Annotated in this window: 19 protein-coding genes; 4 read left to right on the forward strand and 15 right to left on the reverse strand. The window is 70.9% G+C overall.

Annotated elements, in window-relative coordinates:
- Positions 1-365: 365 nt before the first annotated feature.
- The 10 genes from ACIA5C_RS11650 to ACIA5C_RS11695 are packed head-to-tail and all read right to left on the reverse strand — an operon-like array spanning position 366 to position 11,297.
- Positions 366-1,472 carry an acyltransferase family protein gene (locus ACIA5C_RS11650; RefSeq protein ID WP_396053401.1) on the reverse strand — a complete coding sequence of 369 codons (1,107 nt, stop codon included), beginning with the start codon at positions 1,470-1,472 and terminating at the stop codon, positions 366-368.
- Positions 1,469-2,674 carry an O-antigen ligase family protein gene (locus ACIA5C_RS11655; protein WP_396053403.1) on the reverse strand — a complete coding sequence of 402 codons (1,206 nt, stop codon included), beginning with the start codon at positions 2,672-2,674 and terminating at the stop codon, positions 1,469-1,471. The genes ACIA5C_RS11650 and ACIA5C_RS11655 overlap by 4 nt, the downstream gene beginning before the upstream one ends.
- A gap of 8 nt (positions 2,675-2,682) precedes the next feature.
- Positions 2,683-3,966 carry a lipopolysaccharide biosynthesis protein gene (locus tag ACIA5C_RS11660; RefSeq protein ID WP_396053405.1) on the reverse strand — a complete coding sequence of 428 codons (1,284 nt, stop codon included), beginning with the start codon at positions 3,964-3,966 and terminating at the stop codon, positions 2,683-2,685.
- A complete protein-coding gene (locus ACIA5C_RS11665) occupies positions 3,959-4,672 on the reverse strand; it encodes a sugar transferase (protein WP_396053407.1) in 714 nt (237 codons plus the stop codon). Before ACIA5C_RS11665 ends, ACIA5C_RS11660 begins: the two co-directional genes overlap by 8 nt.
- Entirely contained in the window at positions 4,669-6,312 is a 1,644-nt protein-coding gene (locus tag ACIA5C_RS11670; protein WP_396053409.1) for a GNAT family N-acetyltransferase, read from the reverse strand. Before ACIA5C_RS11670 ends, ACIA5C_RS11665 begins: the two co-directional genes overlap by 4 nt.
- Entirely contained in the window at positions 6,312-7,424 is a 1,113-nt protein-coding gene (locus ACIA5C_RS11675; RefSeq protein ID WP_396053411.1) for a DegT/DnrJ/EryC1/StrS family aminotransferase, read from the reverse strand. The genes ACIA5C_RS11670 and ACIA5C_RS11675 overlap by 1 nt, the downstream gene beginning before the upstream one ends.
- On the reverse strand, positions 7,399-8,349 hold the full coding sequence (locus ACIA5C_RS11680; protein ID WP_396053413.1) for a transketolase family protein: 951 nt from the start codon (positions 8,347-8,349) through the stop codon (positions 7,399-7,401). The genes ACIA5C_RS11675 and ACIA5C_RS11680 overlap by 26 nt, the downstream gene beginning before the upstream one ends.
- Positions 8,346-9,146 carry a transketolase gene (locus ACIA5C_RS11685; protein WP_396053415.1) on the reverse strand — a complete coding sequence of 267 codons (801 nt, stop codon included), beginning with the start codon at positions 9,144-9,146 and terminating at the stop codon, positions 8,346-8,348. Before ACIA5C_RS11685 ends, ACIA5C_RS11680 begins: the two co-directional genes overlap by 4 nt.
- A gap of 1 nt (position 9,147) precedes the next feature.
- On the reverse strand, positions 9,148-9,903 hold the full coding sequence (locus tag ACIA5C_RS11690; RefSeq protein WP_396053418.1) for a TylF/MycF/NovP-related O-methyltransferase: 756 nt from the start codon (positions 9,901-9,903) through the stop codon (positions 9,148-9,150).
- An 11-nt stretch (positions 9,904-9,914) separates the two neighbouring features.
- The gene (locus ACIA5C_RS11695; protein WP_396053420.1) at positions 9,915-11,297 is read right to left on the reverse strand and encodes a polysaccharide biosynthesis tyrosine autokinase; all 1,383 of its coding nucleotides are present in this window, start codon (positions 11,295-11,297) and stop codon (positions 9,915-9,917) included.
- Between the two features lie 144 nt (positions 11,298-11,441).
- On the opposite strand from ACIA5C_RS11695, the gene ACIA5C_RS11700 reads away from it, so the two are divergent.
- The gene (locus tag ACIA5C_RS11700; RefSeq protein WP_396053422.1) at positions 11,442-13,184 is read left to right on the forward strand and encodes a polysaccharide biosynthesis protein; all 1,743 of its coding nucleotides are present in this window, start codon (positions 11,442-11,444) and stop codon (positions 13,182-13,184) included.
- A 123-nt stretch (positions 13,185-13,307) separates the two neighbouring features.
- Here ACIA5C_RS11700 and ACIA5C_RS11705 read toward each other — a convergent pair whose 3' ends face one another.
- From ACIA5C_RS11705 to ACIA5C_RS11715, 3 genes are all read right to left on the reverse strand, one after another.
- A complete protein-coding gene (locus tag ACIA5C_RS11705) occupies positions 13,308-17,708 on the reverse strand; it encodes an AAA domain-containing protein (RefSeq protein ID WP_396053424.1) in 4,401 nt (1,466 codons plus the stop codon).
- A 244-nt stretch (positions 17,709-17,952) separates the two neighbouring features.
- A complete protein-coding gene (locus ACIA5C_RS11710; RefSeq protein WP_396053426.1) occupies positions 17,953-18,606 on the reverse strand; it encodes an HAD family hydrolase in 654 nt (217 codons plus the stop codon).
- 11 nt (positions 18,607-18,617) lie between these two features.
- A complete protein-coding gene (locus ACIA5C_RS11715) occupies positions 18,618-18,947 on the reverse strand; it encodes a nucleoside triphosphate pyrophosphohydrolase family protein (RefSeq protein WP_396053428.1) in 330 nt (109 codons plus the stop codon).
- Positions 18,948-18,984: 37 nt separating this feature from the next.
- On the opposite strand from ACIA5C_RS11715, the gene ACIA5C_RS11720 reads away from it, so the two are divergent.
- Positions 18,985-19,365, forward strand: coding sequence for a VOC family protein (locus ACIA5C_RS11720; protein WP_396053430.1), 381 nt, complete (start codon positions 18,985-18,987; stop codon positions 19,363-19,365).
- Between the two features lie 176 nt (positions 19,366-19,541).
- On the opposite strand, the gene ACIA5C_RS11725 is transcribed toward ACIA5C_RS11720, so the two are convergent.
- Positions 19,542-20,474, reverse strand: coding sequence for an inositol-3-phosphate synthase (locus tag ACIA5C_RS11725; RefSeq protein ID WP_396053432.1), 933 nt, complete (start codon positions 20,472-20,474; stop codon positions 19,542-19,544).
- A gap of 51 nt (positions 20,475-20,525) precedes the next feature.
- Here ACIA5C_RS11725 and ACIA5C_RS11730 point away from each other — a divergent pair, with 51 nt between their 5' ends.
- Positions 20,526-21,128 carry a hypothetical protein gene (locus ACIA5C_RS11730; RefSeq protein WP_396053434.1) on the forward strand — a complete coding sequence of 201 codons (603 nt, stop codon included), beginning with the start codon at positions 20,526-20,528 and terminating at the stop codon, positions 21,126-21,128.
- A complete protein-coding gene (locus ACIA5C_RS11735; protein ID WP_396053436.1) occupies positions 21,125-21,697 on the forward strand; it encodes an HD domain-containing protein in 573 nt (190 codons plus the stop codon). Before ACIA5C_RS11730 ends, ACIA5C_RS11735 begins: the two co-directional genes overlap by 4 nt.
- Here the strand turns inward: ACIA5C_RS11735 and lipB are convergent.
- Positions 21,682-22,356, reverse strand: a complete 675-nt coding sequence (gene lipB, locus ACIA5C_RS11740; protein WP_396053438.1) for a lipoyl(octanoyl) transferase LipB — start codon at positions 22,354-22,356, stop codon at positions 21,682-21,684. The genes ACIA5C_RS11735 and lipB overlap by 16 nt on opposite strands.
- Between the last annotated feature and the right edge of the window lie 41 nt (positions 22,357-22,397).

The following is a 22,397-nucleotide window of genomic DNA, read 5'->3' on the forward strand; positions in this document are numbered from 1 at the left end:
ATTAGGTGCCGTTACATGGACTCGTGTCAATATGCGGGGCGGTTAGCTCCACAGAGTTACATGAACGGACGGCTTGAAGTGCCCGACGTTGACCCCGGTGCCCCGCATCATCGCCTGGATCGCCCGCGGCGTGGAGGCGAACCGGCCAGCTCGGCCGCCGCCGACGGCGCACCCTTCTCGGCCAGGGTCAGCGTGTGCCAGACCGCCTCGACCGTCGCCTGGGGACCGGCGAGTTGCACGAGCCGGCCCGCGCGTACGTCCGGAGCGACCGCGAAGGTCGGAGCCGGAGCGACGCCCTTGCCCCGTTTCGCCTCTTCGAGGGCGGCGGGTGGGGGTCATCACAACTGCAATCATGCACCGCGGTGCTATCCGTGCAGCGCCCCCTGGGCCGAGCGGCGGACGAAGAACTCGCGTAGCCGTCGTTCGGCTGGTCGTTCAACGGCGATGTAGAGAAGATGTGCGGCGCCGACGGAGGCGGCCAGCAGGCCGATCGCAAGCGCCAGATTGACGGTGTGATCGAGTTTTCGTCCGGCCACGCCGGCATGGAAGGCGGTGATCAGCGGGACGTGGATCAGATACAGGGCGAATGAACGGTCCCCCAAGGCAACCAGGGTGCGCGATCGCAGTGGCGTATTCCGGCCGCTGATGTCGGCGGTTGCCGCCGCGGCGATGATGGCGAACAGAAACGGCAGCAGCGCCGAGTCCGCGAGGATTCTCGGTATCGCCCCCTCACTGTCGTGCGGAGCGAACCTCAACAGTGCCGCGTAGACGCATGCGCAACTGGCGACCGGGACCCAGGTCGGCCACGGTGCCCGCCAGCCGCGCCGGATGGCCATGGCAAGGAGCATGCCGAGCGCGAATTCGCCGATGCGGTAAAGAGGGTTCAGGTAGAGCAGGAATCCCCATGCGGTATCGGGTACCACGAAAACAACGGCAAGCGCGGCTGCTGCCATCATCGCTACGGTGACGGCGGCGAGCCGGCGCAGGCGTTGCTGCTGCCATCGGGCGACTCGGATCAGCGCGGGGAAAAGGGCGTAGAAGAACGCTTCGGCGCCGAGCGACCAGGACGGTCCGTTGAAGGCGTAGTGCCAGGCCGGGCTGGGGATCCAGACGTGGGTGAACGTGAGCACGAAAGGAAGCGCACCCCATACCGGTGTGCCGCCGGCAAGCAAGATAACGGGAATGGCGAGTGCGGTTACCGTGGCGTGCGAGGGCCAGATCCGGGCGAATCGGCGGCTGTAGAAGCGACGGGCGTCCTCGCCCGGCCGGGCCGTCCAGGCGAGGACGAAGCCGGACAGGGAAAAGAAGAAGGCGACCGCCACATATCCGAGGCCGGCCGCCAGGCCGATGGCGTCCGGCAGAACGAATTGCAGGCTGAGGTGCAATATCACGACTGCCCCGGCGGCGAAGAACCGAAGGCTGGTCAGGGAGTCCAGGCGGTTCGGCGGGGCGGCGTTCGCTGGTGTCGTCATGGCGTCCGCACATCGCGACCGGCCGGCCGGACCGCGGCGAGCACCAGCAGAATCCACATGAGCCGGGCGTCGTAGTAGTCGCCGGAGAAAAGCGAGGCGCCACCGACGAAGACGCCGCAGTAACCGGCGGCCCGGGCCTCGAGCGACCGCTCGGCCCGGGGCACCCGGCCGAACTGGTGTCGCAGTTGAACAAATGCGTTGATCAGCAGGAACAAGCCGACGATGCCGCCCTCGGAGGCGACCGCGAGCGGCAGATTGTGCACGTACTTGTCGTATTCGCCGAGGCTGGAGACCACGCTGAAGCCGTTCACCCCGGTGCCCAGGAAGGGCCGTTGCAGGAACAGCTGCAGCGCGTATTTGAACAGTTCGCTCCGGCCGGAGGTGTAGCCCTGCTGGAAGGTCTCGGTGACGAAGCGCTGCTGTACGAAGCTGCCGATCGCCCGGCCGGCGACCGACCAGGTGACGCCGGCCAGCGCGACCGTCGCCAGGATCGGCTTGGTGAGGCTGCCGCCCCGCTTGCCCAGCCGCTGCAGCGCCGAGGGCAGGGCGAGCACCAGCGTAATGATCAAGGCCACCAGGCCACCGCGGGAACCGGAGGCGAGCGCTCCGGTCAGGAACGCCGGGAGGCCGAGCAGCCAGATGGCCCGGCGCCGGCCGCGGAAGTAGAAGTAGACAGACGTGAACGCGCCGATGACCATCATCCGGACGAACACGTTCGGGCCACCGCCCGGCACCGCCCAGCGGCCGTTCGCGCCCCGGCCGAAGCCGGCCGCCGCGACCAGGAAATAGAGCCAGGCGGTGACCTGGAAGCAGCCGAGGGTCAGCTGGACCACCCGGTCACGGTCCCATTCGGCCAGCATGACGTAGATGAAGACGAGGATCGCGACACAGGTCAGGTCGATCATCACGGGGCCGAGCACGGCGTTGCTGGGCGTCCACGTGGCCGAGACGATCTGGTAGCCGATCAGCAGCAGGATCGCCATCAGGGCGCCGGTGCCGGTGCCCGCCGGCCGGTGACCGGACTGGCTCAGTTCGAGCGCGAAGCTCATCAGCAGAATCGCGAACAGCGGCACCCGGACGTCGTTGAGCAGCAGCGGCAGGTCGAAACCGAGCCGGTCCAGGGTGAACCGCCCGGCCAGGGTCACGACGAAGGCGAGCACCACGACCAGGCCGGGTTGCCGCCGGGTGCCGGGAGTGACCATCACCGAGGTCATACCGACCGGGCCGCCATCGCGCGCACCAGCATGAAGTAGGCGGAGCCGCCCAGGGCGGCGGCGGCCAGGCCGAAGGCGAGGACCGCCGCGTACGGCGGGTGGACCACCGGCCGCAGGGCGTACGTCAGCGGCACCTCCAGCGCGAGCGCGCCGACCAGCAGCCAGGTCGTCATCGGCACGTCCTGCAGCGCGTCCAGGGTCGGCCGGATCGCGTAGAACATCGCCACCGGCACCGCCGCGAGCAGGCCGAGCCGCAGGACGGGCTGCGCGGCGGTGAACTCGGCGCCCAGGAACCACCGGATCAGCATCGGGGCGAGCAGCGCCACCACCGCTCCGGTCACCGCCGCCACTCCGGCCGCCGCGAGCGGCAGCACGAGCAGGCCGCGGTGCAGCGAGGCGCCGCCGCCCGGGTTGTGGAACAGGCCGCTCAGCCGGGGCAGCAGCACCGGCGAGAGCATCGCGAAGACCGAGCAGACCAGCGTGACCGCCGAGGTCATGAAACCCACGTACCCGGCGTCGCCGGTGCCGGGCAGGGCGTTCGCCACGGCGAACGTCGGGAAGGCGAAGAGCGCCGGGAGCGCCAGGTCCCCGGGCGTACGCCCCAGGCCGTAACGCACCAGCCGGCGCAGCGACGGCGAGCCCTCCTCCGGTCCGGTCCGGCCCGGGGCCCCGATCAGCGCGATCGCGCACGCCGCCGCGGCCAGCATCCCGGCGCCCTGCAGGACCAGGAACGATTCGATGCCGGGCGCGACGAAGAACGCCACCACCGGCACCACCGCGAGCCCGGCCAGCGACGTCGCGTTGGCGAAGACCACCTGTCCGGTGCCGCGCAGCGCCGCGACGGCGATGGTGCACAGGCAGTTGCCGGCCAGCATCACGGTGATCACCCCGACCGCCCGGCGGCCGTGCAGCCCGAGCAGGTGCGAGAGCGGCCCGGCCAGGGCGTACCCGGCCAGCGCGACCCCCACCATGATCGCCACCTGGACCGCGAACGCGCGCCGGGCCAGCCCGGTCGCCCGGGCCCCGCAGCGCGGCAGGTAGCGCTGGAGTCCGGTGCCGAGCCCGGTCATCGCCAGCGGCTGCACGGTCGACACCGCACCCCGCGCGATCTGATAGAACGCGAACCCGTCGACGCTGCCGCGCACCGCGACCAGGTGGAAGAGCACCAGTTGCAGGGCGAGCGAGAACCACTGCACGGCCACCGAGACCAGGTAGTCGTGCCGGACCGCGGCCGGCACCGAGAGCAGCAGCGAACGCAGGCGTCCGGCTGTCTCAGACATGAACCCGGGCCGGCGGCAGGGTCCGTTCCAGCAACTCGTCGACCCGCCGGTAGCCGATCACGGCCAGGGCGGTCAGAAACAGGATGCTCAGGTCGGTCCGCAGGCTGCGGTGCTCGACGTACGCCAGGCCGAGCTCGATCTTGCGGGGCCGCACGAGCTGGTCGTACGCCCGGTCGGGGTCGGGGCCGGCGATGATGTCGCCCTCGTTGCGGAAGACGATCGACGCCCAGTCGGTGATACCGGGGCGTACCTCGAGCAGGCGCCGCTCGGCCGGGGTGTAGCGGGCCACGTCCCACGCGACCTGCGGGCGGGGGCCGACCAGGCTCATCTCGCCGCGCAGCACGTTGACCAGGTTGGGCAGTTCGTCGAGCTTCCAGCGGCGCAGCCACCGCCCGGTGCGGGTGAGCCGCGGGTCGTCGGCCGCGGTCGAATCGCCGCCGAGGCGTCCCGCGTCGACGACCATCGTGCGGAACTTGAGCATGGCGAAGGTCTTCCCGTGCCGGCCGATCCGGGTGCCGCGGTAGAGGATCGGGCCGCCGTCCTCGTGCCTGATCCGCCACGCTGCGACCACCGTCAGCGGAACCGTGGCGGCGAGCGCGGCCGCGGCGACGGCGATGTCGGTGGCCCGCTTGGCGGCGTCGTAGCCGCGCTTCCGGTCGGCCGCCCGGCCCGCGGCGGCCCGCTTCGCCACGTCGTGGCCGGTCACGAACGGTCCACCGAGTAGACGTAGACCCGGGAGCCGACGCCGCGGTGCACCGAGGTGTGGCCTTCCAGACGCGCGCCGGACTTCTCGTAGAACCGGTGCGCCCGGGTCAGCTGGTCGCCGCTTACCGCCTTGACCGCGGTGTCGCCCTGCTGGGCGAACCAGTCCATCAGCCGGGACAGCAGCTGCTCGGCGATGCCGCGGCCGCGCCAGGCCGGCTGGACCACGATGTTGATGACCTCGGCCTTGGGCAGCCCGGCCGGGGCGGCGGACGGGTAGCGCAAGGTCTCGGCGGCGCGCCGGATCCGGGCCGGGCTGAGCAGCCGCGGCAGCAGCACCCGGGCCGCCGAGGCCCAGCGCCGGAGCGCGAACTCGCGGAACAGCGCCGAGGTGTCGCGGCAGCCGGCGATGTAGCCGACGGTCTCCCCGTCCGGGGCGAGCGCCACGAAGACCTTGCAATGCCGGCTGGTCGCCACGTGCCGGTAGAGCAGGCGCAGTGCCGGTTCGCCCAGAGTGGACAGGAAGCCCTCGGTGACCCCGTCGCGGTGCATCCGGGCGATCGTGGCGATCTGCCGGCGGGTCAGCGGGCCGTCGCCGATCCGGACGTCGCCCTCGGTCAGCGGTGCGTCCTCGACGACCGGGGCGGGCAGCGGCGAGACGATGCCCCACACCGAGCCGACGCCGTAGACGGTGTGGGTCAGCACGAAGGCGACCGGCATGGCGGCGAGCAGGCCGGGGTCCCGCTTGCGCCAGGCGAGATGGGCGGAGGCGGCGAGCACGGCACTGCCGTACGTCAGCAAGCCGGCGCCGGTCAGGCGGCGGAGGACCACCGACCGGGGTGCGAGCGCGAGGCCGGCGGCCGAGCCGGCGACGAAGGCCACCGGGACGAAGTTGCGCCACCCGCCGATCCAGCGGCCGACCAGCCGGCTGGCCCGGAACGGCCAGTAGCCGGCCTCGAAGATCCAGGCGCCGTAGTCGCGCCAGCCGCTGCGGGCGTAGTAGGTGCAGACGATGTCCGGGATCAGCAGGACCCGGCCGCCGGCCGCCCGCAGCCGCTGGTTGAACTCGCGGTCCTGCGCCCGCGTCAGCTTCTCGTCGAAGTAGCCGATGCGGTCGAACACCTCGCGGCGCCAGCAGCCGCCGAACACCGTGTCGACCCACTGCGGCTTGGACGCGCCGACCCGGTACTTCGCGTTGCCGGCCGCCAGCGGGTGCGTGGTCGCCAGCGCGAGCGCCCGGCCGAGCAGGGTGTCCTTGCGCGGCAGCGACTTGCGGATGCCGCCGACGTTGTCCGCCTCCGGGTGGTCTCGCAAGGCGGACACACACTTGCGGAGATAGTCGTCCTCGTAGAAGGCGTGGACGTCGAGCCGGATGATGAATTCGCCCTTCGCCTCCCGGATGCCCAGGTTGAGGGCCTCCGGCTTGCGATGGCCGGGATTGTCGAGCATCCGCAGCGACGGGTGGCGGACGGCGTACCGGCGCACGACGTCGCGGGTGCCGTCGTCGCTCATGCCGTCGACGAGCAGGATCTCGAGGCGGTCGGCCGGATAGGTCTGCTTCATCACCGAGTCGAGGAACTCGGCCACGAACGGGGCCTCGTTCCAGCAGGGGACGACGACCGAGACGAAGGGCAGATCGGACATCAGGGCCTCCCGAAGAAGCGGCGGATGCTGCCCGCGACGTACTCGACCTGCCAGTCCTCCAGCTCCGGGTTCATCGGCAGCGACAGCACGCGGCGGCAGAGGCGCTCGGTGTGCGGCAACTGCCAGTGGTCGAGGCCGAGGCCGCGCTGCCGGTGCAGCGGGGTCGGCCAGGAGATCAGCGTCTCGATGCCGTCGTCGCGCAGGTGCTCGGCGAGCGCGTCCCGCCGGTCGGTGGTGACCGGGTAGTTCTGGTAGACGTCGAAGCGGCGGTGATCGGCGTCCGGCCCGACCGGTATCCGCAGGTCGGGCAGGTCACGCAGCATCTCGTCGTAGCGGGCGGCCAGCGAGCGACGGCGCTGGATCCACTCCGGGAGCCGCCGCAGCCGCCAGTCGAGGATCGCCGCCTGCAGGTTGTCGAGCCGGCAGTTGTAACCCCAGCCGTCCAGGTCGCTCTTGCTGACCCGCCCGTGGTCGCGCAGCGCCAGCAGGCGGTCGGCCAGGGCCACGTCGTCGGTCAGCACCGCGCCGGCGTCGCCGAGCGCGCCGAGCATCTTGGCCGGATAGAACGAGTACGTGCTGGCCAGCCCGAACGTCCCCGCGGTACGCCGTTCGAAGGCCGCACCGAGCGCCTGCGCGGCGTCCTCCAGCACGACCGCGCCGACCTCGTCGGCCGCCTTCTGCACCGCGTGCATATCGACCGTACGGCCGTTGAGGTGCACCGGGATGATCACGCGGGTCCGCTCGGTGACCAGATCGGCCAGCTGATCGGTGTCCATCAGATGGTCGCTGCCGATGTCGGCCAGCACCGGTTTGGCCCCGCGCAGCACGAACGGCGAGAGCGTCGCCACGAACGTGTGGGCCACGGTCACGACCTCGTCGCCCGGTCCGACGTCGAGTGCGTGCGCGAGCAGCCGCAGCCCGTCGGTGCAGTTGCTGACCCCGACCGCGCGGCCCGAGCCGATGAAGCGGGCGAGGTTGTCCTCGAAGTCGTGCAACTGCTGCCGCAGCATCAGATCGCCCCGGGCGATGGTGTCCTCGATGATCGGCAGCAGTTCGTCGCGCTGGCGGCGCCACTGCAGCGGGTAGTCAACGAACCTGACTCGCCAGTCCACGGCTCGCCTCCCTGTGGTCGAGCACGCGCCGGCTGATCGCCTGCGGATCGAGGCCGTGCGCCGCGCGCAGATAGTCCTGGTCCCCGACGAGCGAGAAGGTCCGGTTCGGCAGACCGATGCGCACCAGCGGCACCCGCTCCGGCCACTCGGCCAGGGTCTCGGCGATGGTGCTGCCCAGACCACCGACGATCGAGTGTTCCTCGATCGTCACGATCGCCTCGTAGCGCTGGGCGGCGTCCTTCACCGCGCACACGTCGAGCGGGTTGAGCCAGGGGAACGACCGCACGTCGACCGGCAGTCCCTCGGCCTCGAGCAGGTCGGCGGCCTGGACGGCGACGTCGAGGATGCCGCCGGTCGAGAACAGCACGACCGGCCCGCCGCGGTCGCGGACGAGCACCGACTCACCGCGTACGAGGGAAAGCGGTGCCGGATGCACCTGCCGTTCGCCCGCCTTGCCCAGGCGAAGGTAGGCCGGGCCTCCGTTGTTCAGCAGGTCGGCCATGACCGCGCCGGTCTCGACCGGGTCGCCGGGCGCGGCGACCGCGATGTTCGGCACCGCGCGCATGATCGCCAGGTCCTCGGTCGCGTGATGCGACATGCCCAGAGCCCCGTACGCCATTCCGCCCCCGACCGCCACCACGGTCACGTCGGCGTGGTGGTACGCGATGTCGTTGCGGATCTGCTCCAGGCACCGCAGCGTCGGGAAGTTCGCGATCGAGTAGGTGAACACCCGCGCCCCGCCGAGCGCGATCCCGGCCGCGATCCCGGCCATGTTCTGCTCGGCCACCCCGACGTTGAGGAACTGTTTCGGGCAGGCCTCGATGAACGGCTCGACCGCCCGGAAGCCGATGTCCGCCGTGATCAGCACGATGTCCGGGTCGCGCCGGGCCGCCGCGGTGAGGTCCTCGAAGAACCGGTTCCTCATCGCGCCGCCACCTCCTCGAGAGCGCTCCGCAGCTCGTCGGGCGACGCGTGCTGGTAGTGCCAGGCGATGTCGTTCTCCATGAACGAGACGCCCTTGCCCTTGACCGTGTGGGCGAGCACGCAGCGGGGGTTGGTCGGCGACAGGATCGCCAGGGCGGCCGTGAGCTGGTCGTGGTCGTGCCCGTCGACCTCGATGGTGTCCCAGCCGAAGGCCCGCCACTTGTCGGCGAACGGCTCCAGCTTGGCCGTGTCCTCGGTCGGGCCCATCGCCTGCAGCTTGTTGTAGTCGACGACCGCGACCAGGTTGTGCAGGTCGTGGGTGTGCGCGAACATCGCCGCCTCCCAGACGCTGCCCTCGTCGCACTCGCCGTCGCCGAGCAGGACGTACGTACGCCACTGCTCGCCGTGCTGCCTCGCCCGCCAGGCCAGGCCGGCCCCGACCGACAGCCCGTGCCCGAGCGACCCGGTCGACAACTCGACCCCGGGAACCCCGACGTGGCTGACGTGCCCGGAGAAGAACGACCCGTTCTGGTAGTGCTGGTCGAGCAACTCGGTCGGGAAGAAGCCGCGCTGGGCCAGGGTCGCGTAGAGGGCCGCGCCGGCATGGCCCTTGCTCATGATGAAGCGATCGCGTTCGGACCAGTCCGGGTTCTTCTCATCGATCCGGAGAACCAGGTCGTAGAGGACGGTGAGGATGTCGGCGCACGAGAGGGCGGACCCGACGTGCGAGCTGCGGCCGCCGCTGGTCATGCGGAGCACGTGTTCTCGCACCGCGCGGGCAGTCTCGGTCGACGTCATCTCAGATCACCGCGTAACCGATGTAGGGATCGAACTCGAACCGCCGCAGCTCCAGCCGGTTGAGACCCAGTTCGTCGAGCGCCGCGCTGGTCTCGCCCGGCCAGAGCGGGTTGTCCAGCTCGTCGAAGGCCAGCACCGCACCCTTCGGCATGCGGGGAACCAGGTTCTTTATCGCGACCCGGGTCGGCTCGTACAGGTCGAGATCGAGGAACAGCAGGCTGACCACCAGATGCGGGTTATCGGCGACGAAGGCCGGGATCGTCTCGGTGACGTCGCCCCGGATCAGCCGGGCCTTGGGCAGGTGCCCGATGAACCGGTCGTCGTCATAGATCTCGAGCAGCCGGTTCAGCTCGTCGTAGCTGTCGGCGGCCAGGTCGCCGGCCGTCGCACCGGTGCTGCCGGGCCGGTCGGCCGCCGACACCGACGGGAAGCCGCCGAACGAGTCGAAGCCGTACAACCGGCGGGTCAGGTTGGTCGGCTCCAGGGCGGCGCTGAGCTGCGCGAACGTCATGAAGCTGGCACCCCGGTAGACGCCGCACTCGACGATCGAACCCTTCACCGGCAGCACCAGCTTGAACAGCTCGTAGAGGGCGGCGAACCGGGTCACCTGGGCCCGCCGGGCGTAGCGGGCCATGCTGGCCAGCCGGGTCGGCAGGTCGTCCGGGCTGCTCTCGAACACCTCGGCGATCCGGCCCGGTACCTGCCGCTCGGCCTCGGTCTGCCGGCCGCCCGGGGCGCTGGTCGGGGTGGGCGTCACGGGGTCCTCCTTCAGTGGGATCGGGCGCTGGGGATCTTCGGGTTTTCCTCGGCGGCCGTCGCGGTTTCATAGGCGGGGAACGTCTCGTGGCCCTTGGCCGGCACCATGTTGAGGACGCCGCCGAGGATCCGGGCGTTGACCGCGTGCAGGGCCCGCACGGCCCCGGTCACCTGGGCACTCTTGGTGCGCCGGGCCCGGGCCACGAACAGGGCGCCGTCCGACCGGGCGGCGATCACGGCCGCATCGGTCACCGGCAGCAGCGGCGGACAGTCGAAGATCACGACGTCGAACCGGCCGCGCAACTCCTCGACCAGGTCGGTCATCCGGCTCGAGCTGAGCAGCTCGCTCGGGTTGGGCGGGGTCTGCCCGCTCGACAGCAGCCACAGCCCGGCCCCCCACGGCTGGAGCACCTCGTCGAGCGCGACCGCCCCGGTGAGCACCGTGCTGAGGCCGGCCGCGTTCTCCCGGCCGAGGAACGCCGCCAGCCGCGGATGGCGCAGTTCGGCGTCGACGATCAGCACCCGGCCGCCCGACTCGGCGAACAGCAGCGCCAGGCTGCACGCCGTGGCCGAACGCCCCTCGGCGGGAACCGCGCTGGTCACGGCCACGACCTGCACCGGTCGGTCGGCATCGGCGTACTGGAGGTTGGTGCGCAACCGGCGTAGCGCCTCGGCCCGGGGCGACTGGGGATCGGAGACGAACGGACCCGACCGGCTCGGTGCGCTGGTGTCGATCGGCACCTGGGCCAGCACCGGCGCGCCGATCAGCGTCTGCAGCGCCTCGGCCGTCCGCAGGCTCGAATCGGAGACCTCGCGGGCCACGGCCAGGGCGGCGCCGACCATCAGGCCGGCCAGGCCGGCCAGCGAGAGGTTGTTCAAGATCTTGGGGGAGACCGGGTCCGGTTCCAGCTCCGGACCGGCGACGACCTCGACCCGGATGGTCGGCTTGCTCGCGTCGCCGGTGTTCTCCAGCGTGCCCACGACCTTCTCGAACAGCGGGGTGAGGGCCGTGACGGTTTGCAGCGCCTTTTGACGTGACCGGTCCTGCACACTGACCACGAGCATGACCGTGTCGGCGACGGTCTGCGAGGTGATCTGCTGGACGAGGTCGTCGCGGGAGACGCCGAGCCCGGGGGTGGCCGCCAGCGGCACGATGATGCGGTCGCTGGTGAGCAGCGCCGCATACGATTTCAGCCGCGCCTGCGAAAACATCGAGGCCGGATAAAGATCGGCCGCCTGCGCATTCGGCGTGGTGAAGAAAAAGGTGACGTCGGCGGCGTACGTCTTGGGCATCCGGAAAGTCACCACCAATGCGACGGTCAGGGCGAGGACAATGGAGGCCGCCACTATCCACCAGTGCCTCCTGGCGACACGGATGTAATCGCGTAGGCCCACGCCAGACCTCCCGGTGCCGTGGTTACGGCCAACATATGCCCAGGTCGCGTGGGGGATACCGGATTCGGGAAATTCGGTTTGCTATCGGCCCGACTGATAAAATACAAATGCCGCGATTGGTGCCCCTTGGGTCGGGAGTTGCTGATGTTTCTCAGGCGGTGGATTCCACTTGTCGCCGACGCCTCGGCCTGGATCGCCGGATTAGTTGCCGCCCGGCATTTTTCTCCCGCCGCGGCGGTCCTCGCCGTCGTTCTGCACGCCGGAATCGGGCACGCACACCACCTCTACCGGCGCCGGCACCCGATCGGCAGCTTCGAGGAGGTACGCGCGGTCACCAGTACCGTCGTCACCACCGCGGCGTTGCTGGTCGTGCTCTCGGTCTTCTCACACCGGACTCTGCCCCCGGACGAGCCCGCGCTGGGCGCCGCGGTGGCACTGGTGCTGATGCTGGCCGCGCGCTACGTGTGGCGGCTGAGAGTGGCCCGTTTCCAGCGGCCCGACGCGCGGGTCGCCGCCCCGGTCCTGCTCTTCGGGGCCGGGCGGGCGGCGACCGTGCTGGTCCGGTCGATGCTGCACGACCCGGACGGGCGTTACCTGCCGGTCGGGCTGCTCGACGACGACCCGGCCAAGCGCAACCTGCACGTGCACGGCGTGCCCGTGCTCGGCGGGCGCGACGACCTGGCCCGGGCCCTCGGCCGCACCCGGGCCGGCACGGTGATCCTCGCGGTGGCCAACGCCGAGGCCGACCTGGTGCGCGACATCCGCGACCGGGCCCTGGCGGCGGGCGTCCAGTTCAAGGTCGTACCGTCCGTGCCCGAGCTGATGGACCACCCGGTCGGCGTGCGCGACATCCGCGACGTGCAGATCGCCGACCTGCTCGGCCGGCACCAGATCGACACCGACCTCGACGCGATCGCCGGCTATCTGACCGGCAAACGGGTGCTGGTCACCGGGGCCGGCGGCTCGATCGGCTCCGAGCTGTGCCGGCAGATCCACCGGTTCGCCCCGGCCGAGCTGATGATGCTCGACCGCGACGAGTCGTCGCTGCTCGCGGTGCAGCTCTCGATCGACCCGGCGGCCCGCCTCGACGACCCGGCGGTCATCCTGGCCGACCTCCGCGACGCCGGGCGGATCCGAACCATCTTCCGCGAGCGCCGGCCGCAGGTGGTCTTCCATGCTGCCGCTCTCAAACACTTATCGTTGCTGCAGCGCTTCCCGGGTGAGGCAGTATTGACCAACATCCAGGGCACACTGAACGTGTTGTCGGCGGCCACGTCGGTCGAACGCTTTGTCAACATTTCTACGGATAAAGCGGCCAATCCGGTCAGCGTGCTCGGGGCGTCGAAAAGGATCACCGAGAGGCTGACCGCCGAGATGGCCCGCCGCCGGGCGGGCACGTTTCTGAGCGTACGGTTCGGCAACGTCCTCGGAAGCCGCGGCTCGGTGTTCACGACGTTCAGCGCGCAGATCGCCGCCGGAGGGCCGATCACCGTCACCGACCCCGAGGTCACCCGATACTTCATGACCATCCAGGAAGCCGTGCACCTGGTCATCCAGGCGGCGGCCATCGGGCGGGGCGGCGAGGCGCTGGTGCTCGAGATGGGCAAACCCGTGCGCATCGCCGAGGTCGCCGCCCAGATGGCGGCGATGGCACCGTCGCCGGTCGAGATCCGCTACATCGGGCTGCGGCCGGGCGAGAAGCTGGCCGAGGAACTGTTCGGCGAGGGCGAGGTGGACCGGCGCCCGATCCACCCGCTGATCTCGCACGTCTCGGTGCCGCCGCTGCCGATCGCCAGCCTCCGCACCCTCGACCCCACCGGCCCGGCGCCCGACCTGGCGGCCCGCCTCGACGCGCTCTGCCACGACGTCCCCGCCTTAGCGGCTTAGCCTTCCCCGCGCTCGCGCTCGCGCTCGCGCCCGCTCGCGGCAGCGTGAGCGCCGGTTCAGCTTCGCCTGCGCTGCCCGCGCCTGCGCTGCCCGCGCCCGGCGGCGGGCCGGGCCGGTCGTCGGTCAGCCGGGCCGGTAGACGGCGTCGCGGACCGGTGGGACGGGGTCGCGGCCCGGCACCGGTAGGGCCACCGCCTGTTCGACCGCTCGGCGGAGGCGTTCCTGTTCGGCCGTGCGCTCGGTGTGCCAGGCGGTCGACCAGACGCGGTGCAGATGCCAGCCCAGCCCCCGCAGCACCTGGTCGCGCAGGCGGTCGCGGTCGCGGGCCGCCGGGTGCGCCACGTAGCCTGCGCCGTCGCACTGGATGCCGATCGCGTAGCCGCCGCCCGGGTGGGGCACCGCCAGGTCGACGCCGACGCCGAGCCGCACCGGGAAGCCCCACGACTCCAGCGCCTCGCGTACCGACTCCTCGAACGGGCGCTCGGCGGCCGGCCGCACCGGGTGCGGCACGGGTGCGCCCCGCTCGGCGTAGTCCAGGTAGCCGGCGAGCATGCGTACGCCCTCGTTGTCGCTGTCCGGGATGTCGCGGGCCCGGATCGACGTGACGATCTCGATGCGGGAGCGGGCCCGGGTGATCGCCACGTTGAGCCGGCGCCGGCCGTTCGGTTTGTTGATCGGCCCGAAGTTGGCGCTGATCTTCCCGGCGTCGTCGAAGCCGTAGCCGATCGAGAAGATCATGACGTCGCGTTCGTCGCCCTGGACCGATTCGAGGCTCTTCACGAAGAAGCCGCGCAGCCGGTCGCCGCCGTGCAGGTCGCCGAGGCCGGCCACGTCGACCGCCCGTTCGATCGCCTCGGCCTGGGCGACCGAGAACGTCACCACGCCCAGCGACTGGTCGGGCCGGGTCGCGAAGTGGTGCGCGACCCGCTCGGCGACCTTCTCCGCCTCGACCGGGTTGTCGCGGCCGTTGCTGCGCCGATAGGTGCCGTTGACGCCGAAGACCTCGATGCCGTCGGTGCCGGTCGCGCTCGGGAACGTGATGAGGCGGCCGCGGTAGAACTCACGGTTCGAGTAGCCGATCAAAGACTCGTGCCGGCTGCGGTAGTGCCAGGTCAACGGCAGCCCGCGGAACGATCCGCACGCCTTGGCGAGCTCCAGGATCGACGGGAAGTCGGTCACGTCGGTACCGGCCGGCTCGTCGTCGACGGCCAGGGCGTGGTCGAAGAACGACGTCGGCGGCAGCTGCTTGTCGTCGCCGGCCACGATCAGCGCGTCGGCCCGGTAGATCGCGGCGATCGCGTCGGCCGGCGTCACCTGGGACGCCTCGTCGATGATGACGACGTCGAAACGGAGATCGGGCGGCAGGTACTGGCTGACCGAGAGCGGCGAGACCAGGAAACACGGTTTGAGGGCGAGCACCGTGGCCCGGGTTCGCGCGAGCAGTTCGCGTACGCCCACATGGCCGGTCGTCTTCATGGCCTCGCGCCGGATCAGCGAGGCCGATTCGGCCGGCACGGCCGTGAGGCCGGCGTCGAGCCGTTCGATGATCTCGGCCGGCGCCGTCGCCACCCGGCGGCTGTCGAGGCGGCGGAACTCGGCCACCAGCTGGTCGCGCTCGGCCGCGTGGAGCGGGCGCAGGCGGTCGTCGGAGCGGATGACCGTGTCGGCCCAGGCCTTGCGCAGCACGCCCGGGATGGCCGCGGGGTCGAGGTCCTGGTCGACGAAGAGGCCCAGCTGTTCGAGTTCCGCGCGGGCGGCGAGGTGTGCGAACCAGTCCTCGGGGCCGGTCGGGTCGGCTCGCAGGTCGCGCAGCGCCCGCCCGGCCCGGTCGTAGTCGTCCCAGTCAGCGTTCCGCTCCGCGCCGAACGCTTCCCGCAGCCGCGCCCGGGCCTCCTCCCACGACTTGGCCGCCCGGGGCAGGGCGTCGTCGGGGCGGGCCGCGGCGAGGGCGGCGGCCTGCTCCCCGCTCAGCGCCCCGCCGTTGAGTTTGCGCACCGCATCCGCCCAGGCCAGGGCGTCGTCGAGGGAATCGGCCCGGCCGAGGAGCGGCATCAACCGGGCGGTGTCGTCGGTCAGCGCGTCGCGGGCCTCGACGACCTGCCGGCGCAGCGCGGCCAGCCGGTCCACCTCGGCCAGATCCAGGTCGCGGCCCAGCGCGGCGCCGAAGGCCCGGATCGTGCGGGCGGCCTCGCGGAGCGGCTCCACCTGGGCGCGCAGCCGGGAAATCGACTCCGCGATGCCGTCGGCCGGGGGCCGCGTGGCCTTCAGCTCCTCGCGCGCCTTCGCGGCCAGCCGCTGCAGTTCGGGATCGGGGTCGGCGGTGCAGACGTACCGCGCGATTGCGGGGCGGATCGACGGCGGGGAGAGGCGCAACGCCTCGGCGGCGGTCCGGGTGGCCTCGTCGAGCGCCCGGAAGTCGGTCGCCACGCCGTGCCAGAAGTGGCCCAGCACCATGGCGTAGGCCTGCTCGGCGGCGGTCAGGTCGCGGCGGGCGCGCTGCCAGGCGACCGCGGCGCCCAGGCGGGCCACTGCCTCCTTGGGGTCGGCGGCCGGGAGGACGAAGGCGGTGATGGCCTTCCTGTCACGCCGATAGGCGCTTCCCCATTTGCTGAGGCGTTTGCGGTGCTGGGCGAAACGGGCCGCGAGTTGTTCCAACGGCTGGCCGAGGATCGACTCCGCGAAGAAGGGGCGGGCGCGCATCTCCACCGCCACCAAGGCTTCCAGGCAGCGCCGCAGGGCGACAGTTCCGGTCTGTACACCCGCGAGTACGCCGTCGGTGAACCAGAATTGCTCGGGCCGGTTCTTCTTCCCGCCGAGCGCGGCCAACTGGGCTATGCGGTCGAGGTCGGCGAAGGTTTCCACCGGCGGGATGCCGATCGCCGCGGTGATGCGGTCGAATTCGGCCTTGTGGCGTTCCCAGCGGTCGGCGTCCTCCGCGCAGCGGCGGGCCAGATTGTCGGCGGCGTCGGCGGTCAGGGTGTCGTCCACCGCCGGTAGGTCGTCGGTCTCGGGCAGATCGGTCCACGCCACTCCGGTCCGGGTGCGGAGGGAATCGCGGGCCCTTTCGAAGGCGGCCTGGGCGCGCGCCATTTCCTGGGCCGCTTCCTGGACCGGCTGCAGGCTCGGCGCGGTGAGCCATTCGTCGCGGACGCCGGGCGGGCGGCGCGCGGCGTGGGCAATCAATGCGGCCAGGGACGCGGCTTTGTCGGTCGTGTCGGCCCGGAAAGCGGCGGCCAGCGCGGCGTTTCGTTTGATCGCGACGGTCAGGAGGCCCAGGGCGTGCTGGGCGCCGGCGAGCGTCTCGTGGATTTTCCCGGTCCGGACTCCACGCCAGGCGAAGCCGGGGCTCGTGACCCGCCACGTCTCCTGCAGTCGTTCGGCGGCAGATGCTGCTTTCTGCAGTTGCTCGGCGGTCAGCCCGCTCGGATCGGTTATCGGCACCGGGATATCGGTGGTGCAACCGAGAACGTCGTGCAGCCGCTCCCCGAGCGGCCGGCGGATTTCGTTGACTGCTACGGCGTACGCGGAAAGCTGTTGGCGCCGCCGGCGCAGGCGGTCGTCGGGCCGGCTGATTTCCGGTGCGCTGGGAATGCGGTCGCAGGCGGCGGCGAGTGCCGCCGCGACCTCCTTGCGCCCGGCCTGATGGCTGTGGAGTTCGAGCAGGTAAGGATCGAGTCCGGCGTCGGCGAGCCGATTACGGACGACATCGAGCGCGGCCGCTTTCTCGGAGACGAAGAGAACCTTCTTCCCGGCGTGCAGGAGGCAGGCGATCATGTTGGTGATGGTCTGCGATTTGCCGGTGCCGGGCGGCCCGTCCATGACGAAGCTGTGGCCGTCGGTGGCGGCCGCGATGCAGGCTCGCTGAGTGGCGTCGGCGTCGAGCACCAACGGTGTCGTCTCGGGAGGTGCCTTCTCGTCGATGTCGGCCGGAGAAATCGGCGTGAAGTCGAAAGTCGTCTCGGGCTCGGTGGTCGCCAGGGCGCGAATGATCGGATGGGTGAGGATCTCGTCCTCGTTGTCCGTCAGGTCGCGATAGAGCGCCTCTTTGTGAAAGGTGAAGCACGACAGGACAGACACGTTCTCGGCCTCGGACAGGCCCGGCATCGGCCGATGAAGCTCCCGCAGCCGCAACGCGAGCGCCGGATTCTCCACCGCCTCGTCGACCGCCGTGATCAGCCCGTTCTCCACCGCCACCGGAATGAGAACCAGAGGGCTGACATGCTCCGCGTTCTCCTCGTCCTGCCAATGCAGCAGCCCCGCCGCCAGATGCAGAACCTGCACCCCCCGATCGAGGTAGTCCTGCTTCGCCCTTTTGACCAGCTGCCGCAGAGCCGGGCTGTCCTCCACCGGCCGGCTCTCGCCGTTCTTGAGCCGCTCGACCAGTTCGGCGGCCGGCGGATCGGCAATTTCCACCGACCCGGCCCGGGCCGGCTGAAAATGCAGGAGACGGCTGGTGCAGCTGAGGTCAACGAGGCATTCCCGCCACGCCTGCAACGCCGCTCGCACCTGCGCGTCGTCCCCCATAACCCGATTGCAGCACGCTAGCTGCCGCATTGGCCGCTTAATCCGGTACGGCGTTCCCAGCACCCAGACGAAGCGGCGCCCGCGCCGCTTCGTCTGTCCGGCCGCTCCCGGCAACTCAAGGCCGCAGCCGACCCGCCGGCTCATGCGCCGGGTCGTTGTTGTGCCGCGGGCTCATGCGCCGGGTCGCTGCTGTGCCCCGGCTCGTGCGTCGGGTCGCTGCTGTGCCGCCGGCTCGTGTGCCGATTCAGGAGCGCACGCGACTCGCCCATTCGACCAGCGCGGGATCCGCCAGCGAGCCGAACACCGCGTCGACGTCGAGCGCAATTCCGGCCAGCGACGGCACCCCGACCACGAACATCCCGGCCGCCCGCGCCGACGCGACTCCGGTGCGGGAGTCCTCGAACGCCACGCATCTCTCCGGCGGGACGCCGAGCCGCGCGGACGCTGCCCGGTAAAGGTCGGGTGCCGGCTTGGGCCGCGCAACGTCCTCGGCGGCGAGCACCTCACCGAACTCCAGCCCCGCCGAGGCCAGCGCCGCATCCACGAACTCGCGCGGGCTGTTGCTGGCCACCGCGACCGGCACCCTTTCCCGCACCGCCGCGACCAGTTCGCGGGCGCCCGGCAGGGCATCCGCGCCCGCGGCCAACTCCCGCGCCACCAGCTCGTGCAGCCGGCCCGCGATCGCCGCCGCGTCGTCCGGCCGCCCGAAATAGGCGGCCATGGCGGCCGCCCCGTCCTCGAGCGTCTTCCCGATCAGCAGCGCCTTCTGCTCGGCCCCGAAACCGAACCCATGCTCGGCGAAGATCGCCGACTCGGCCCGGCTCCACCCGCTCTCGGTGTCGACGAGCAGCCCGTCGCAGTCGAAAACAACCGCCCCAGCAACCTCCGGCAACCCCATCGCCCGCCCGCTCATCGGTCGTCGCCGCTGCCGCCGAGCACGCCGCGACTCTGGCGGGCGGCCAGTTTGGCCAGGTTGGTGGCCGCGATGTCGTCAAGCGACAGGTCGAGATAGTCGGCGAGCACCGCCACGTACCAGAGCACGTCGCCGAGTTCCTTCGCGATGTCGCCCCGGTCGATCAGTGCCTCGTCGCTGCCGAGGTCCCGCACCCACTTCTTGAACTTCTCGGCGATCTCGCCGGACTCGCCGACCAGCCCGAGCACAAGGTGCAGCAGCTCGTTCTTGGTTTCCCGCGATGCCGCAGTCCGGAGGGCACCCCGCTGATATGCGTCCAGTTCCACAGCGGACCATTATGGCCGCTGGGCTAGGGTCTCGCCCATGACGAGCCGCATCGGCGACATGGTTATCGACTGCCGGGATCCGGAGGTGATGGCCGCCTTCTGGAGCAGCGTCCTCGGTTACCGCATTTTCGCCCGCGACCAGACCGGGGTGGCGATCCGCGGGGCGACGGTCAGCCCGGACATCCTGTTTATCCGGGTGCCCGAGCCGAAGGCGGGCAAGAACCGGCTGCATTTCGACGTGTGCCCGACCGACCGCAGCCAGGAAGAGGAGCTGGAACGACTGTTCAGCCTCGGCGCCACCCGGTCGAGCATCGTCGGCAGCGGTTCGTGGGTGGTGCTGGAAGACCCGGAGGGCCACGAGTTCTGCCTGATGTCCAAGCGGATCGCGCCCGAGCCCGCGGCGTATCACGACGCGTAGGACCGGCCCGAGCCGATCAGGTCGGAAGCCCATCGCCGCCAGGCGGGTCAGAAGGAGCGCCGCCTGGAAGGCCGCTTGACTTCGGCCTCGCCCGCCCGCCACTCGATGACCGCCGGCGCGGTCCGCTCGTCGGCCGCCGCCAGATCCACACCAAGTGTCAGCACCGGCTCATGAGATCAGGTCAGGGTTCCCGGTGGCGACTTCAGCAGGGTGGCCGCCTCGTCCAGGTAGCCGCCGCGACCGTTCCGCAGGGCGTCGGCGGCGAACCGGACCAGGTCGATGTTGACGCCCGCGGCCCCGCTCGGATCGTGGACCTTGAGGTGCACGTCGAGGCTCACCGCGGTGCCGCCCCAACCTTGGGCCTCGATGTTGAGGTGGGCGACCTTCTCCGATTTCAGCTGGGGCAGGAAGCCGAGCGGCGCCATCTGCACCTTGTCGGAACCGACCGCGTTCAGCTTGGATCGGTGCTTGGTGTTCGGGTTCTCGACCAGGTTGCGGAAGTCCTCGGTGCCACCCAGGTTCACCTGGTAGGAGCTGACGAGTGTGAGGCCGCGCTCCTCGACCAGCCGCAGCAGCGCCCTGTGCACCACCGAACTGCCGAACTGGCTGGCCAGGTCGTCCCCGATCAGCGGCAGTCCGGCCTCCTCGAACCGGGCCCGCAAGGTTTCGTCCCGTGCGACCGGATCGGATGTGGTGTTGACGAAGGCGGCCCCCGCCCGCAGGGCCACCTCGGCGTAGGCACGGGCCGTGTCCGGCCGCCCGCTGGGCGCCGAATAGAGCACCACTTCGGCCTCGTTGAGCGCTTGCGCGACCCGTTCGACGTCTGCCGCATCGACCAGGCCGCGCTCGACGGTCACCCCCGACGGGGGCAGCTCCCGGCCGATCCGCGGAAAGTTGTTGGGCGCCACGAAGATCGCCTCGTGCAGGTCACGGCCCACCTTGTCGCCGGAGATCGCGAACGCGGCCACCACCGTGACGTCGGTGACGCCGATCCCGCCGACCTCGGGCCGCCGGACGCCGACGAGGCTGTTGCCGTCGGAATAGAACGCTATCCCTTGAACGAGCGCCGACGTGTTGTTCCCGACCCCGACCACCGCCACCTTGATCACGTCCGAGACGGTACAAACCGCGGGCCACAGAACCCACGGTAGGGTCGCCCGGTGGACGCTGAGGATGTGACGAGGGCCGTGATGCTGGCCCGGGACGCGCTGGCCGGCGCGGCCGGGCTCGACTGGAGCGTGTCCGCCGGGTCGCTGCAGTGGACCTGCTGGGAAACGGTCGAGCACATGAGCGACGACCTCCTCTCGTACGCCGCTCAGCTGAGCGCCGCACCGGCGGCCCGCACCACCTATGTGCCGTTCGGCTGGAAATATCACCGTGCGGGCGGGCCGCCGCTGGCGATCTACGGCGACCCGTCCGAGGGGCCGTCCGGGCTGCTCACCGTTTTCGAGTCGTCCGGGTCGTTGCTGGCGGCGATGGTCGCGACCACCCCGGCCGACCGGATGTCATTCCACAATTACGGCCCGTCCGATCCGAGCGGCTTCGCGGCGATGGGCGTGGTCGAGGTGTTGGCCCACATGCATGACGTCGCGGGCGGCCTCGGCTTCGCCTGGGAGCCGCCGGCCGACCTGTGCGCGGGCGCACTGCGCCGGCTCTTCCCGGCGGCATCGGCGGACGGCGACGCGTGGCAGACGTTGCTCGATGTCACCGGCCGCGGCCCCGTACCGCGGGAAAGCTGGAGGTGGGACGGGGCGCCCCGATGATTCCGTCCCCGGAGCAGATCCGGTCGCTGCACAAGGAAATCGCGCCGAGCGCGGAGGCCTTCGACCTCGTGTACACGCATTGCGAGATCGTGTGGGCTATCGCCGCGCAGCTGATCGAGGCGCGAAATCTGAGCGTGGACGCCGAACTCGTGCGCGCCGGCTGCCTGCTGCACGACATCGGGGTGCACCTGCTCGACGGCTCCGAGTACATCCGTCACGGCATCCTCGGCGAGGACCTGTTGCTTCGGCGCGGCTTCCCGCCGGTGCTGGCCCGCTTCTGCGCCCACCACACGGGCGCCGGCATCACCCGCGACGACGTGCTGCGCCAGCACCTGCCGCTTCCGGTCACCGATTATCTCGCCGATTCCGGCGAGGAACGTCTGCTGATGTACGCCGACAAGTTCCACACCAAGAGCACCCCGCCGGTCTTCGTGACCGCCACGACGTACGCCGGCCGGGTGAGCCGTTTCGGCGCCGCGCACGCCGCCCGGTTCTCGGCCCTCGTCACCGAGTACAGCGAGCCGGACCTGGCCCCGCTGGCCCGCGAGTTCGGTCACGCGGTGGAGTAGCCGGGCCCGGGCTCGACGCGTACGGTAACCGCGCCCAACCGGGCCGCCAGCGCGTCCCGGACGATCGGCTCGGGTGGCAGTTCGCCGCCCGTGTTTTCCGCCAGGCGGCGGAGGGATGTCATCTCGACGCCGTCGAGGCGGCAGGCGGTGAAGCGGTCGTAGACCGTGAGGTCGGGGTCGATGTTGAGGGCGAAGCCGTGGCTGGTGATGCCGCCGCGGATGCGCATGCCGATCGAGACGAGTTTGGCGTGGGCCGGGGTCCAGACGCCGACCAGACTGTTTCCTCCTTTCGGGGTGTCGCGGCGGACGGCGGGGAAGCCGAGGTCGGCCAGCCCGGCGATCAGGGAGTTCTCGAGCCAGCGGACCACGTCGGCCGGGCCCCGGTCCCGCAAGTTCATGATCAGGTAGCCGACGAGCTGGCCCGGGCCGTGATAGGTGGCATGGCCGCCGCGGTCGACGGGCACCACGGGGAGCCAGTCGCTGTCCGCGGGGAGGTCGGTCGGGGGAGTGTGCTTGCCGTAGGTGATGACCGGCGGGTGGTTGAGGAGGAACAGGCGGTCGGGGGCGCGGCCCTCGCGGCGTTCGTCCACCCACTGCGACATGGAGGCCAGGGCCTCGGAATAGGGGACCTCGCCCAGGTCGACCCGATGCATCGGCATGATTCGAGCCTAGGCTGTCGAAATTCGCGGACGCCCGTTCG

This window comes from Actinoplanes sp. NPDC051343, assembly GCF_044455125.1.
Lineage (GTDB): Bacteria > Actinomycetota > Actinomycetes > Mycobacteriales > Micromonosporaceae > Actinoplanes.